Consider the following 14,364-nt stretch of genomic DNA (forward strand, 5'->3'; position numbering starts at 1 on the left):
TTGAAATTCATAAGGAGATTCAAATGCTGGAAAAAAAACCTTTAAAGACACAATTTATAATAAGTTTTACATTGATTATTATAATAAGTCTGCTTGCAACAATGCTTACTTACTATGCTGGATATAGTATATATAGAAGGATTGAATACAAGAGACTATATCCTGCAAACTATTATGAAAATAAAATTCCTGAAATTGAGGAGTATATACGTAAGGCAGATTCTTTTATATTAAGTGAGGAGGGAAGACGGTCCCTTGATAAAATAATTCCTTTTGAAGGTATAGTATATCAAGTTATAGATGAAAGCGGGAATAAAATATATGGAACGGATAATTATGATATTATCAAGAGCAAAGAGGAATTATACAAAAGAATCAACACCACAATTGGAACAAGAGAGGGATATGCTAAAACTATTCCAATATTTGATTCTAAGGGAAAAATGCTTGGGGCTGTCTCGCTATATTATACAATAAAGCCCTATTATTTTAATAAGTCGGATAAAATATGGATAATCCCATTATTTATCGTAATTATTTTTTCTCCTTTTATTTATATAATAATTTTCACACTGTTTTTTTCAAGAAAATTTGCGTGTAATATAGGAAAACCTGTTGATGTGCTTATAAGGGCGTCAGAAAAGGTTAAGGAGAAGGATCTTGATTTTGAAATAGAATATAATGCTGATAACGAACTTGGAAAACTTTGTACTGCTTTTGATGAAATGAAAAATGAGCTTAGACAATCCCTAATTTTACAATGGAGGATAGAGCATGAAAAACATGATATGGTTGAGGCTCTTGCGCATGACCTTAAAACGCCTTTTTCTGTAATACAAGGATATGCTGAATCCTTGTTGGATAGTGGTTGTAACGACAAGCAAAAAATAGAAAAGTATTTACGGGTAATAGAAGCAAATGCATATAAAGGCTCGAGATTGATAAAGGAGATGCTCTACGTTTCTGAATTGGAAAGCACTGACGAAGGGCTTCGTATTGTTTCGATGGATATAGAAGCTTTTTTAATTGGGAAAAAAGAAAGCTATGAAATAATTACAAAGGATAAAGGGATATATTTTAATGTTAATATTAACTATGAAAATCATAATAAAAAAGTAATTCCTGTTGACGAAAATAAACTTGAGCGTATTCTGGATAATATTGTATTAAATGCTATTCGCTTTACACCTGAAAACGGAATAATAACAATAGATGTCTACATCAATAGTGAAAGTATTCGTTTTAAAGTATGTGATACTGGCAATGGATTTAGCAGTGAAGATTTGGAAAATGGTTTCAATAAATTCTATAGAGGTGATAAATCACGATCTTCCAAGAATGGTCATGCAGGACTCGGCCTTTACATTGCAAAGAAGTTGGTTAATATGCATGGAGGAAGCATTAAGGTATTTAACTTAAAGGATGTCGGAGCCTGTGTAGAGTTTGATTTATATTTCTCACCAAATAATAGTGATACTATAGATTACTGATAGAAGTATCAAAAGTGGAAGTGAATGATATGGTGAGACTCAATTTATAATTATTTTTCTTCCCATTTTTTAAATATAATAGAAATAAAACTACTCCTGAATTGATAGAAAAGGTGCTAAAGATTTATGATCAGGATTATTTACAAAATGGTAAAGTAAAAGCTACTTATCATAATTTATTTTTTTATATAAGAGCGAAATATGTATGCTAAAAATAAAAGAATCCTTCTTAGATAAGTCAAGAAAGATTCTTTTATTTTTATACAATATTTATCGTATATTTTTCTTGTGTGCCTAAATCGAGTAGAAATTCGGCAATATCTTTTGAGGCATTTGGTTTTTTTAGTCTAGCCATATTTTGTTTGAAAATATTATATTTTTCTAGATCTTCTTTTAACAAATTGATACAAGAAATAAGCGAGTTAGGACTATTGGCTATCATACCTATGCCATTATTTAATATAAATTCTGTATTTCGTTCCTCTTGACCGGGAAGCTTAGAGGTAACGATGATAGGAAGTTCTTTATTAAGGGATTCAGTAACAGTTATTCCACCAGGCTTTGTAATAATAAGGTCGCTTACGCTCATAAGCTCATCTATATTATTAACATAGCCAAATACTTTTAAATTAGGTCGATCAATTTTTTTAAGATATTTGTATAAATCCTCATTTTTACCTGTAACAACTAATAATTGAAGGTCCATGTTATAAGTAAATAGATAATTTAATGTATCTGTAATGTTACCAAGACCTAAACCTCCTCCCATAATTAGGGCAGTGAATGTGTTTTTTATTTTTAGCTCTGAACACAATTTATTTCTATCTGGATGAAGATTAAATTTTTCATCTACTGGGATGCCGAAAAATTTAGCTTTTTCCTCTGGAATTTGCCAATACTGAAACTGATAGGCAAAGGTTTCAGATGGGAAAATATAATAATCTACTTCTTTATTTATCCAGCTTGGATGTATTGTGTAGTCAGTAAGGATGGTGACCAAGGGGATGTTGATTTTACCTTTTCTTTTCATAACAGATAAAGCTTCTGCAGGGAATGGATGTGTACATACAATTACATGGGGCTCAAAATCTGCTAATAGCTTTGAAAGCTTTCTTGACAATAATATTTGATTTAAAAATTCGCTTACATCAGAAATAGAACTATCGGTATATTCAGAACGATTGTAAATAAATCTATATAGAGCAGGCATATATTTAATTGATTTCATATATGTCTCAATAATAATTTTATGAAGATGATGATGCATATAGTTGAAAGTATCAATAATTCTTATATTATGATGATGCCAATGATTTTTAATATGTGCTGCAACCGTTTTGGCAACTTGATTGTGACCTTCTCCAGCAGACACAGTAAAAAATAATATATTCATATAGCTCACCTCCTAAGTGAATATTATACCATTTTTAAGTAAAGTTTTAACCATTATCTAAAGAAAATATACTTTTTTTAAAAGCATACAAAAAATTCCATATGATTATTTTAATGAATGCTTTTATAATGAGCATATAGTATTTTGCATAAGCGTATGTTAAAATAGGTTTTATATTAATAAAACTATTTTAGGAATGCAAATATTTATGGTGGTGATCATTTGAAAAAATATATTTTAGAAAAAATATCGAATACTTTATTAAGTAAAATTTTTCATATAGCTTCTTTTGAAGCTGTGGACTGGATATGGGTCAATAAAGAAATATTTAAAGACTTATTATATAACCTAGATTTAGATAAAGAATTTGATGAAAAAATACTAGATAGCTTTTTAGAAGCTGTTGATGATAAAGAGATTATTAATGCACTGATAAACCCTTTTCAAAAAGAAGGATATACACCGATCAATCAATGGTTATTTGCAAATTTTGAAAAAGGATATAAAATCACAGAGGACATAGAGACGATTATATTTGTAAAAGAGAAATACTACAGAAAGCTTTTGATTAGAGCGATGCATCAATACAGTTGGATTTTAAAGGCAATGGCAATCGATACGTATAAAATGAGGATAGATGATAAAAGCTTAAAAGAGATTTATGAAGAGTTATATGATGAAAATACCCGTATTGTTGAAGAAATATTATCAAAGGGGCAGTATGAGTTTTTGATAGGAGTTTGGAAATTTATACAAGATACAAAAGAGTTATATTTTTATAAGGCAGGTAAATTTTTTAATAGCTGGTCACAAGGGGAAGTAGATGCTAAATTTGAAGAATTGATTTTAAAATAGATTTTAGGGACTTTTTTCCTAACAATATCTAATTTTTGATCGAAATAGCCATTTTTTCATGCTTTAGTGCTATAATAAAAAGTAGATATGTACTATATTCTGGAAGGGGATTTTCATGAAAGGAAGCACAAAGGACATCAAAAAAATTGCAGATCAAATTGAGAGAGCAGAGGCAGTAGGAAATAAACTACAGTTAGAAAAATTGATAGATGAAATGATCCGAACTTGTAAAAATATAAAGCTTGAATTAGAAGAGAAAAAGAAAATAGCTTATGAGATAAAATTAGAAAAGATTAATACAATTCCTTTTGTTTATAAGCCTGTATTAAGAAAAAATTATTATGAAGGTACTTATTTAGAAGAATTTGCTGAAAGAAGAACTGCTGAATTGAAAGATGCAAAAGCATTAGATATACATAATAGATTTTGGCAAAACCATGAGGTACTAAGAGGGAATATATTTGGCTCTGTTCCTGCAGAATTAATCGGTAAGGATGCAGTCAATAGATTAACTTATTTTGGATGGGATGAAGTTGATGTGAATGTACTAGAAGTACAAGAGCGTAAATGTGATATGAAAGCATTAGTAGAGTATTGTGAACTGCATTTTAGTCATTTTCTTATTGTAAACGAAAAATCAACAGGGACTGAACTTATTCTACATTATGATATCTAAGAAGGTGTTATATTGATCAAGAGCAAAAAAAGAATAGAGAAGATATTTGCAATTTCTATTGTAACTGTATTTATGGGGCAGATTTATTTAAGTCCTTTTTCGACAACATTTCGGTTTTCTTTAGGGGTTATTGTTCTTTCGCTTTTGCTAATCTACTTTAAAAACATTTCTATTATTACTACTACAAATGTTGTAGGGATATGTGTTTTTGTATTTCGATCTTTTGTATATATGGTATCTTACCCAGAAGTTGGTTTTGAAGAAGTAATCTCCATTTATTATCCTGTAGGAATATTTTATATATTGTTTGGGATATTATTCAAAATATTAGATATAAGAAACAAATTGAATAAATCTATTTTGTTTATAGCATCTTTATGGTTTTGTGATAGCATTTCAAATATGGTAGAGGTTTTTTTGAGAAAGGAAATGGGTGCATATTCTTTTGAAAGAGTGACGTTAGCTATTATTTTAATAGGAATGATTCGGGCGATTTTTACTATTTATATTTACCATGGGGTTCTTTATTACAAGGACAGATATGATAGAGAACAAAGAGAAAAGAAATATAGAGAGCTAATTATGCTTATTGCAAATTTAAAAGCAGAGTTGTTTTTTTTAAGAAAATCCACTATTGATATTGAAAATGCTATGAATAAAAGTTATGAACTATATGAAAAACTTCGGGAATCTACTTTAAGAGATCATGCTTTGCTGATAGCGAAGGATATACATGAAATAAAAAAGGATTATATTCGTGTGGTTACAGGAATAGAAAAAACATTAAAGGAAGAAAATGATAGCCTATATATGAGTATAGAAGAGATTCTTACTATTATTAAGGGGAGTACACAAAAGCTTATTGATATGCAAGATAAAAAGATTATTCTTAGGCTTAAATACAAACATGATTTTAAAACAAATCAATTTTATCCATTGATTTCCATATTGAATAATTTAATAATCAATGCAATAGAAGCAATAGAGGACATTGGCGTGATTACTGTCATAGAGAAAATAGATGGAGATAATTGTGTTTTTCAGGTTATAGATAATGGTAGTGGTATAGAAATAGAGGATATGGATTTAATTTTTGAACCAGGGTTTTCTACGAAATTTAATATGAAAACTGGAGAAATGTCAACAGGAATAGGGTTGACGCATGTGAAGCATATTATTGAAAATCATTTTAATGGAAAAATTCATGTGGAATCAGAAAAAAACAAAAAAACTATTTTTACTGTAATTATTCCAATGAAAACAATGATACAAGGGAAGATGTAAAGTGAATCATAGATTTTATATTATAGATGATGATAAAGGAGTTAGAAGAGTTTTAAAAAATATTATTATCCAGTATGATTTAGGAATTGTAATAGGAGAAGCAGACAATGGGAAAGATGCAATAAAGGATATTCAGGCATTAGATCCTCATATTGTATTGGTAGATTTATTACTTCCAGGGTTAGATGGAATTAGTATTGTGACAGAAATAAAAAAAATGAAGTGTGCTGTAAACTTTATTATGATTTCACAAGTAACATCAAAAGAGATGATATCAAAAGCATATACTATGGGGATAGAATTTTTTATAAATAAGCCTATTAATGTTGTGGAAGTCATATCTATTATCAACAAAGTAAAAGAAAAATTAAACATGCACGAAGTGATAAGCTCTTTTGAACAGGCTTTTCATAATATGAGCATGTTAAAAGATTATAAAAGTAATATAAAGATACCGACTGTTTCAGAAAGGGATCGTATTAAGAAGGTGCTTTCCCAGTTAGGGATTCTTGGAGAAGCTGGAAGTAATGATCTTGTTGAGCTACTTTTATTAATTTTGAAACAGGAAGATACAGAAAAAAATGGATTATTAAACCGAAAATTATCAGAATTATATAAAATGTTAAATAAAAGATACCAGAATGATCACAAAACTTCATGTAATATAGGTGCTATAGAGCAGAGGATTAGAAGAGCAATAAATAAAGCATTGAAAAATATCGCAAATATGGGAATTGAAGACTATGGAAATGAATTTTTTATAAGATATTCAAATACATTATTTGATTTTAAGGAAGTAAGAAAACAAATGGATTTTGCTAGAGGGAAATCAAATTATGGTGGGAAAATTAGTATTAAAAAATTTATTGAAGGAATTATTGTTGAATTGAAAAATGTATTTTAAAAAGAGTCAAAGCTTTTAAAGCTTTGATTTTTATTACTGTCAATAATTAGATAATTCAATAATATGCAAGATGGTGTGAGTATTATTTCGTAGGAAGCTGTTGGATTCTGTAGGGAGGTATATATGATTACAATAGATAAATAAAAAGAAAAAGGAGGATATGTATGAGTAATAAAAAAATGGGTTTAACAACCAAAATATTTATCGGATTAATTTTAGGTCTTATTACAGGTCTTATTCTTAACAAAATGGGACCATCTTATTTACGTGATAATATTTTAGTAGGAGGTGTATTTACACTTGTAGGAAAAGTATTCTTAAATGCTATTAAGATGATGGTTGTACCATTGGTATTTATTTCTTTAGTCAATGGTGCTGCATCTATTTCTGATATTAAAAAACTTGGTAGAGTTGGAAGCAAAACCATTGGATTTTATCTTGTAACAACAGCAATTGCTATTTCTATTGCAATAGCTCTTTCAACATTTGTTCAACCAGGGGTTGGACTAGATATGTCAGCTCTAGTGAAAACAGAACCAACAATTAAGGAAAGTAAGCCTTTGGTAGATGTAGTCATAGATATGGTACCGACAAATCCTATTTCAGCAATGGCGAATGGAAAAATGCTACAAATTATAGTGTTTGCAATTTTAATGGGTACAGGAATTGCAGCATTAGGAACAAAACTTCAATCTGTGAAAGATGCATTTGATAAAATGAATGACTTGATGATGAAAATGGTTGAGTTTGTTATGCTTTTAGCACCTGCTGGTGTATTTTGTTTGATTGCTAAGACTTTCTCAGGATTAGGATTTTCAGCTATGAAGCCTCTAGCAAAATATATGTTCTGTGTATTATTTGCATTAGTACTACATGCAGGCTTTACTTATACAGGATTATTAGTAGGATTTACAAGATTGAATCCAATTAAATTCTTTAAAAAATTCTGGCCTGCTATGGGTGTTGCATTTTCAACTGCAAGTTCAAGCGCTACTTTGCCTGTAACATTAGAAACTGTTGAAGAAAAGCTTGGGGTAGATAAGAGTATAGCATCCTTTACAATTCCTCTAGGTGCAACGATCAATATGGATGGAACTGCTATTATGCAAGGAGCTGCAACTATATTTATTTCACAGCTTTATGGAATTGATTTGACAATGGGGAATATATTGACAGTTATATTAACAGCAACACTTGCTTCAGTAGGAACAGCAGGGGTTCCAGGAGTTGGATTGATTATGCTTTCTATGGTGCTTCAAGCAGTAGGATTACCAATAGAAGGAATTGCTATGATTATAGGTATAGATAGAATTTTAGATATGTGTAGAACAGCTATTAATATTACTGGAGATGCTATGTGTACAGTAATTATTGCAAAATCTGAAGGAGAATTTAATGAGGCTATATATAATTCAGAAGTAAAAGAAAAGGTAATTGAATAATAAAAAGGGGATGAGAAGTCATCTCCTTTTTATTATAAGAATTTTTCTTTTACCTTATTCCAAAAATCATAATCCTTTAATCTTAATATTTTAGGTCTTAAGTCGGACATTTTTAAATGAATTTCTTCGATTTCATAGTGTTTGTATTCCATACCGTCTGTGATGATAAGGATAGAGTTTTCAAAAGTGTACTCAGGAAATATTTTTATAGTAGAATTTTCAGGTACAATAATACTAGAGGTAAAAGAACGATAAGCAGTAGTAGTAATAGGTGCTATAGGAGTTATTTGCAATAGATTAAGTCTTGGATCTACAATACTTCCACCTAGAGAATAATTATAAGCAGTACTTCCTGTAGGGGTTGCGACTAAAACACCATCTCCACTAAATTTCTCTAAAAAACTATCATCTAATGAAATATTAAGATGAATAGTTCTGGATTTGTCTCCTTTTATAGCTATTTCATTTATTCCAATTATTTCAATACAGTGAGTTTTTGTACATACAAGAGCTTCAACAGGATGAAGCTCTTGTATAATATAATCGCCTTTTTCATAACGAAAAATAAATTCATCTAATTGATATGGTGATAACTCCTGAAAGAAACCTAAGTGTCCTGTATTGATACCGATAATCGGCATATCAGGAAAATTGTTTTCATGTAATGTGCGAAGAAAGGAACCGTCTCCTCCAATGCATATAATTAAATCTGCGTTTTGGTCAAATTCTTCTGGTACGAAGAATCCATTTTTTTCAAGCTTGTGTTTTAAAACTCTACTAGTTTCTTTAGAAATAGGACGATTGTTAGATACGACATTTACTATACGTGTTTTAATATTGCTCATGATATCAGCTTTATAAGATCTATAAAAATCTTAATAAATATATATAAATTATAGATTTTATTCATACACTCAATATTTTTACAATATTAGTGTACATAATAGCATTTCTCTACAATGCTATACCGCAAGCCAACGGTACTTTTGTTCACTTCCTTTCTTAAAATCAAGCAACTAATTTTCCAAAATGAAAATGTAGAGTAGTTACTTGATTTATATTCTTATAATTCAATGTTTTATTTTTATTGTGTTTATTAAAAATGTTGATGCTTGAATTAATATCCCTATCTAATGTCATACCACACGTACACTTATAAACTCTTTTTGATAATTCCATGCTCTTTCGATTACCACAATTTGAACAAGTTTTAGAGGTATAAGCTTCATTTATATAAACCACTTTAACATCATGCAATTTTGCCTTGTATGTTAAAAATGTCTTGAATTTACCTAACCCCCAATTTTCTTTTATACTTCTGTTTAATTTTGTTAAATTTGATTTTTTAATCATTTGCTCTTGTGATAAATCTCCAAGAATTAATTCTTTATTATTTAAGACTAAATATTTTGTTATAGTATGAATAAAATGCTCTTGTTGTTTCTTTCTTTTCTCATATAATCTTTTTAAAGCCTTAGTTAACTTTTTATATCTTCCACTACCCTTTTTCTTTGTATCTCTCATTGACCTTACTTCATCTATTTTTTTATTCCAATACTTATCATATCTTGGGTTTATAATTTCAATAACTTCTCCATTTTGATTTATACCTGTTGCAAATTTAGAAATCCCTAAATCTATTGCCAAAATATTACTTTTGTTGTTTTCTTTTTTGTTAACTTCATAAGACACAGAAATTAAATATTTGTTTCTAACTTTAATAATCCAAACCTCTCCATAATTTGTTGGTATTTCATTAACATCTACTTTTATTTCATAAAAACCTAATTTAATTCTATCTTCTTTTATTTTCACATATTGCTTAGGTGTTTTAAGTGGATAAAAATAATCTTTATCCTTATATCGAGGAAGTCTAGTTTTTTCTCCTCTACTTCTTTTTTTAACACAATTATCATAATCTACTGCTAGATCCATACAAACTGCATGAAGATATTTTGCATATACTTTTGCATAATCTGTATTTTGCTCACGTAGTAGCTTAATTTGACTTCTCTGTTCTGTCATTTTCATGTTTTTATTGTAACAAGTATAATATTCTTTTCTTTGAGCTAAATAAGTATTATAAAGGAGTTTACATAAAAAACTATCTCTTTCTATATCTGCTATTTGCTCTTTTGTAGGGTGTATTTGAATTTTTTTGCATAATACAATACTATTTTCATTTTTCTTCTTGAATCCCATCTTCAAAAATCTCCTTTACCACTTTTTTTATTTTCTTTTGCTTATAACCTCTACTACCATAAAGCCTAGCAGAAAAAACATGAACTATTGTCATTTTGAATACATTAATATCACCTCTGATATTATAACACCATAGATGTGCAAATCGTTCAATAGATTTTTATATATTTTTATCAACTGTTAAAGTCACCTTCTTTATTATTTAGTACATTTTAACATATCCATTATTTTTATAAAAGAATAAAGATCATATAAAGATTATTGGTAAAATAAAAGAAAAGTAGTCTAAAAGTTTTAGACAAGGAAATATTAGTATTAGAAAAAGATTTGAAATTGACGGAAATATAATAAGACAATATAATAAAAAATAGACATTTTAAGATAGTAGGTGAATTGATTGAAAAGAGAAGAGAGTGAAATTCGTTCAGATGTACTAACATTTTATGTAGATGAAGAACATTCAGGATTATCCTTAAAAGAGGTATTGTATGATCAGATGAGATTATCAAGTAGATTAGTAAGAAAGGCAAAAAGAAAGAAAAATATAAGGGTCAATGGCAATCGTATTTCATTTCATGCTATTTTACGAAGAGGAGATATTGTTGAAGTTATTATGGAAGAAGAACCAAATCAATTTGAGCCTGAAGATATACCAGTAGAAGTAGTATATGAAGATGTTGACTTACTTATTGTTAATAAACAGCCTGGAATTGTTGTACATCCTACAAGACGACATCCTACAGGTACTATGGCAAATGCTCTTATCAATTATATGATAAAGAAGGGTGAAAGCTTTAAAATAAGATTTGTAAACAGATTAGATAGAGATACTTCAGGACTTATTATAATTGCAAAAAATCCATATGCTCAACAAGAGCTGTCAAAGCAAATGCAGGAAAATAAGGTGGAAAAAATATATCTATCTGTAGTAAAGGGGGTTATCAAAGAGCATAAAGGAACTATTGATGAGCCTATTGGAAGACCCGACCCAGATAATATTCAAAGGAAGGTTTATGCTCAAGGGCAGCCATCTATTACGCATTATGAAGTGATTGATCGTTTAGATGATGCAACGGTGATTAGGGTAAAATTAGAAACAGGAAGAACTCATCAGATTCGTGTACATATGTCACATATTGGATATCCTTTGATTGGTGATGAGCTATATGGTTATGTAGATGAAAAACTTATAAAAAGACAAGCACTACACGCAGAAAAATTAATTTTTTATCAGCCGAGAACAAATGAACTGATAGAAGTAACAGCCCCTATACCAAAAGATATAAAACAGCTTATTGAGAAGTTAAGATAAAAGAATTGGGAGAAGTTTCCCAATTCTTTGTGCTTGAATAGATGAAAAAATATGAACTTTGACTTGTGTTAATATAATCAACAGCTAACAATTATAATACAAGAGGTGTATTGTTACCATGAATTTTAAAAAATATATATTGGATAAAAAATATTTAATTTTATTTTATATTATTTTAATGACTTTTATATCATTGGTAATATATTTAGATATAACCGTAAAGGTAAGTATTAATAATATATTGTATATAAATTTTGTTTCTATTGTTTTGCTTTTATTTTATTTGATAGGAGAATATTTAGTATATAAGAGGTATTATGAAGATATAAATTATATTTTAAAAAATAGAAAAGAAGATATAATAAATTGTTTACCTAATCCTAATAATTATGTACATAGCTTGTATAATGAACTTTTAATTAATATTTATAATCAGCAAAATGAAAAAATAGATAAATTACATGAAGAAAAAAAGGAAAATTTGGAATTCATGACTTCGTGGGTACATGAAATAAAAACTCCTATTTCAGTAAGTAGGCTTATTATAGAGAATAGCATGTCAAAATCTAAAGAAGAAATATTAGATAGTTTAGAAGAAGAAATAGATAAAATAGAAAATTATGTGGAACAAGCACTGTATTATTCAAGATTAGATGATTTTTCAAAGGATTATTTGATAAATGAAATAAATATAGAAAAAGTTGTAAAAGAAGTTATAAAAAAACATGCTAAGACATTTATAAATAAAAGGATTAAAATTAATATTGAAGATATAAATATGAGCGTAAATACTGATAAGAAATGGTTAATATTTATTATAAATCAAATTATAGATAATTCATTGAAGTATACAAGTGAAGATGGATATATAAAAATTAACATTGAAAAAGATGGAAAAGAAAAGAGGCTTGTGATTGAAGATAATGGAATAGGAATAAAAAAAGAAGATATATCAAGAATATTTGATAGAGGATTTACTGGATATAATGGGAGAAAGAGTTATAAGTCTACGGGAATGGGACTTTATTTATCAAAGAGATTAGCGATAAAATTGGGACATGATATAACTGTAGAGTCAAAATTTAAAGAATATACAAAAGTTATAATTCATTTTCCTAAGCTTATAGATTATTTTACTGTTACAAAATCGTAAGATTAATATTTTGTTTTGTAAGATAAATGAATTGTTAAAATCAAATAAATCGTATAAAATGTAAAAGTAGTTTATTTTGTAAAGGAGTGAAAATATGAGGAAATTTATTAGTTTTATACTTATATTTATTATAGGTATAAGTATTGTAGGCTGTGGAGAAAAAAAAGAAGAAGTATCTTTAAATGATTTAAAAGCTATGCCAGAATTTGAACTAAAAGATGTAAATGATAAAGATGTTAATAATGAAATATTTAAAGATAATAAGCTTACAATGGTAAATATTTGGGCAACTGGCTGAGGTGCGTGTATAGAAGAGATGCCTGAGGTTCAGGCATTATATACTGAGATGAAAGAGCAAGGAGTAAATGTAATAGGGATTGTTGCTGATGGTATTGATAATGAAATAGTTGTATTAGACGTTTTAAGAAAAAGTGATGTGACATTTAAAAATATTATACCAAATGATAAATTTGTAGATGATTTTTTAAATAAAATAAATGCAGTGCCGACAACTATATTTGTAAATAGCAATGGTGAAATAATTGGTGAACCAGTAATTGGATCAAGGGATAAAGAAGGATATAAAGAAATAATAGAAGAAGCTTTAAAAAACGTAAAATAGGTGAATGATATGAAAAACAGAATAAGAGAGATGATATTTATTGTAGGAGCTATTTTTATTGGAGTAGGTATATATAGAGGGGAAGTAGGAAGGGTATTTATAAAAGCGATAAATATATGCTTGGAGTGTATAGGGATTGGTTAAGATGAAAAGAAGATTAGTTCAGATAATGACTAGTATAGGGATAAATGGTTATTTTAAAGGTTTTTTAAAAGGAAGTATTTACAAAGGAGATTTGAAAAAAATATGTGTACCGGGACTTAATTGCTATTCTTGTCCAGGAGCGTTAGGATCATGTCCTATAGGGTCATTACAAGCGATTATATCTGATATAAAATATAAATTTTCATTTTATGTAGTTGGTTTTCTTATGTTAATAGGAGGCTTATTGGGGAGATTTGTATGCGGATGGTTGTGCCCTTTTGGTTTTATTGAGGAATTACTTTATAAGATACCTTCTCCAAAATTTAAGGTTAGTAAAAATCTTCAAAAATTGAAATATTTAAAGTATGTAATATTGATTGTATTTGTAATTTTATTACCTATGCTTTGGGTTGATGATATAGGTATAGGATCTCCAACATTTTGTAAATATATATGTCCTGTTGGAACTATTGAAGGGGGAATACCTCTCGTTATTTTAAATGAATCATTAAGATCAGCAGTTGGTTTTTTATTTGCGTGGAAGTTAACATTATTAATTGTAATTGTCATATTGTCTATAGTGGTGTTTAGACCATTTTGTAGATTTATATGTCCGTTAGGTGCGATATATTCATTATTTAATCCTATTAGTATATATAGATTGAATATAGATTTGAATAAGTGTACACAGTGCGGAGCTTGTAGTAAAAAATGCAAGTTAGATATTGAAGTTTATAAAAATCCAAATAGCTTAGAATGTATAAGATGTGGGGAATGTATCGATAGTTGTCCTCATAATGCAATAAAAAGTCAATTTAGTTTAAAGAATAGATAAGGGGTCTCGTTTGAGCTCCTTTTTTTTATATATAAAAGGTGACAAAATTGTA

General features: G+C 28.5%; 15 protein-coding genes. 12 read left to right on the forward strand and 3 right to left on the reverse strand.

The annotated features are described in order from the left end of the window. The first annotated feature begins 23 nt into the window (after window positions 1–23). The gene (locus tag KVH43_RS08750; RefSeq protein ID WP_218282169.1) at window positions 24–1,490 is read left to right on the forward strand and encodes a HAMP domain-containing sensor histidine kinase; all 1,467 of its coding nucleotides are present in this window, start codon (window positions 24–26) and stop codon (window positions 1,488–1,490) included. 259 nt (window positions 1,491–1,749) lie between these two features. On the opposite strand, the gene KVH43_RS08755 is transcribed toward KVH43_RS08750, so the two are convergent. Then, window positions 1,750–2,883 (reverse strand): MGDG synthase family glycosyltransferase, encoded by a 1,134-nt coding sequence (locus tag KVH43_RS08755; RefSeq protein WP_218282170.1) that lies wholly within the window; start codon window positions 2,881–2,883, stop codon window positions 1,750–1,752. A gap of 222 nt (window positions 2,884–3,105) precedes the next feature. On the opposite strand from KVH43_RS08755, the gene KVH43_RS08760 reads away from it, so the two are divergent. The 5 genes from KVH43_RS08760 to KVH43_RS08780 all read left to right on the forward strand — a co-directional run bounded on the left by KVH43_RS08760 (window position 3,106) and on the right by KVH43_RS08780 (window position 8,044). Further along, window positions 3,106–3,738 (forward strand): hypothetical protein, encoded by a 633-nt coding sequence (locus tag KVH43_RS08760; RefSeq protein WP_218282171.1) that lies wholly within the window; start codon window positions 3,106–3,108, stop codon window positions 3,736–3,738. 115 nt (window positions 3,739–3,853) lie between these two features. Further along, window positions 3,854–4,414, forward strand: coding sequence for a hypothetical protein (locus KVH43_RS08765; protein WP_218282172.1), 561 nt, complete (start codon window positions 3,854–3,856; stop codon window positions 4,412–4,414). A gap of 12 nt (window positions 4,415–4,426) precedes the next feature. Next, the gene (locus KVH43_RS08770) at window positions 4,427–5,698 is read left to right on the forward strand and encodes an ATP-binding protein (RefSeq protein ID WP_218282173.1); all 1,272 of its coding nucleotides are present in this window, start codon (window positions 4,427–4,429) and stop codon (window positions 5,696–5,698) included. Window position 5,699: 1 nt separating this feature from the next. Beyond that, window positions 5,700–6,602, forward strand: coding sequence for a response regulator (locus KVH43_RS08775; RefSeq protein ID WP_218282174.1), 903 nt, complete (start codon window positions 5,700–5,702; stop codon window positions 6,600–6,602). 164 nt (window positions 6,603–6,766) lie between these two features. Then, window positions 6,767–8,044, forward strand: coding sequence for a dicarboxylate/amino acid:cation symporter (locus KVH43_RS08780; RefSeq protein WP_218282175.1), 1,278 nt, complete (start codon window positions 6,767–6,769; stop codon window positions 8,042–8,044). 32 nt (window positions 8,045–8,076) lie between these two features. On the opposite strand, the gene KVH43_RS08785 is transcribed toward KVH43_RS08780, so the two are convergent. Together KVH43_RS08785 and KVH43_RS08790 are read right to left on the reverse strand one after the other, a co-directional pair. Next, window positions 8,077–8,889, reverse strand: a complete 813-nt coding sequence (locus KVH43_RS08785) for an NAD(+)/NADH kinase (RefSeq protein ID WP_218282176.1) — start codon at window positions 8,887–8,889, stop codon at window positions 8,077–8,079. 163 nt (window positions 8,890–9,052) lie between these two features. After that, window positions 9,053–10,246, reverse strand: a complete 1,194-nt coding sequence (locus KVH43_RS08790) for an RNA-guided endonuclease InsQ/TnpB family protein (RefSeq protein ID WP_218282177.1) — start codon at window positions 10,244–10,246, stop codon at window positions 9,053–9,055. Window positions 10,247–10,643: 397 nt separating this feature from the next. On the opposite strand from KVH43_RS08790, the gene KVH43_RS08795 reads away from it, so the two are divergent. The 6 genes from KVH43_RS08795 (at window position 10,644) to KVH43_RS08815 (ending at window position 14,312) form a co-directional block, all read left to right on the forward strand. Continuing rightward, on the forward strand, window positions 10,644–11,558 hold the full coding sequence (locus KVH43_RS08795; protein ID WP_218282178.1) for an RluA family pseudouridine synthase: 915 nt from the start codon (window positions 10,644–10,646) through the stop codon (window positions 11,556–11,558). Between the two features lie 118 nt (window positions 11,559–11,676). Further along, window positions 11,677–12,711 carry a sensor histidine kinase gene (locus KVH43_RS08800; protein WP_218282179.1) on the forward strand — a complete coding sequence of 345 codons (1,035 nt, stop codon included), beginning with the start codon at window positions 11,677–11,679 and terminating at the stop codon, window positions 12,709–12,711. 94 nt (window positions 12,712–12,805) lie between these two features. After that, window positions 12,806–13,009: a thioredoxin domain-containing protein gene (locus tag KVH43_RS08805; protein WP_218282180.1), complete on the forward strand. Its 204-nt coding sequence runs from the start codon at window positions 12,806–12,808 to the stop codon at window positions 13,007–13,009. Between the two features lie 9 nt (window positions 13,010–13,018). Next, complete coding sequence (locus KVH43_RS08810; protein WP_338028377.1) at window positions 13,019–13,333, forward strand: TlpA family protein disulfide reductase; 315 nt, start codon at window positions 13,019–13,021, stop codon at window positions 13,331–13,333. A 9-nt stretch (window positions 13,334–13,342) separates the two neighbouring features. After that, a complete protein-coding gene (locus KVH43_RS13265; protein WP_255547720.1) occupies window positions 13,343–13,477 on the forward strand; it encodes a CD1871A family CXXC motif-containing protein in 135 nt (44 codons plus the stop codon). 1 nt (window position 13,478) lies between these two features. Beyond that, the gene (locus KVH43_RS08815) at window positions 13,479–14,312 is read left to right on the forward strand and encodes a 4Fe-4S binding protein (RefSeq protein ID WP_218282182.1); all 834 of its coding nucleotides are present in this window, start codon (window positions 13,479–13,481) and stop codon (window positions 14,310–14,312) included. The last annotated feature ends 52 nt before the right edge of the window (window positions 14,313–14,364 follow it).

It is taken from the genome of Crassaminicella indica, from assembly GCF_019203185.1.
Taxonomy (GTDB): domain Bacteria; phylum Bacillota; class Clostridia; order Peptostreptococcales; family Thermotaleaceae; genus Crassaminicella; species Crassaminicella indica.

Excerpts from the sequence above, each read along its gene's own strand:
- KVH43_RS08785 (WP_218282176.1), bottom strand. The coding sequence starts at position 8,889 with ATGAGCAATATTAAAACACGTATAGTAAATGTCGTATCTAACAATCGT.
- KVH43_RS08815 (WP_218282182.1), top strand. The coding sequence starts at position 13,479 with ATGAAAAGAAGATTAGTTCAGATAATGACTAGTATAGGGATAAATGGT.
- KVH43_RS08755 (WP_218282170.1), bottom strand. The coding sequence starts at position 2,883 with ATGAATATATTATTTTTTACTGTGTCTGCTGGAGAAGGTCACAATCAA.
- KVH43_RS08790 (WP_218282177.1), bottom strand. The coding sequence starts at position 10,246 with ATGGGATTCAAGAAGAAAAATGAAAATAGTATTGTATTATGCAAAAAA.
- KVH43_RS08780 (WP_218282175.1), top strand. The coding sequence starts at position 6,767 with ATGAGTAATAAAAAAATGGGTTTAACAACCAAAATATTTATCGGATTA.
- KVH43_RS08805 (WP_218282180.1), top strand. The coding sequence starts at position 12,806 with ATGAGGAAATTTATTAGTTTTATACTTATATTTATTATAGGTATAAGT.
- KVH43_RS08765 (WP_218282172.1), top strand. The coding sequence starts at position 3,854 with ATGAAAGGAAGCACAAAGGACATCAAAAAAATTGCAGATCAAATTGAG.
- KVH43_RS08800 (WP_218282179.1), top strand. The coding sequence starts at position 11,677 with ATGAATTTTAAAAAATATATATTGGATAAAAAATATTTAATTTTATTT.
- KVH43_RS13265 (WP_255547720.1), top strand. The coding sequence starts at position 13,343 with ATGAAAAACAGAATAAGAGAGATGATATTTATTGTAGGAGCTATTTTT.
- KVH43_RS08750 (WP_218282169.1), top strand. The coding sequence starts at position 24 with ATGCTGGAAAAAAAACCTTTAAAGACACAATTTATAATAAGTTTTACA.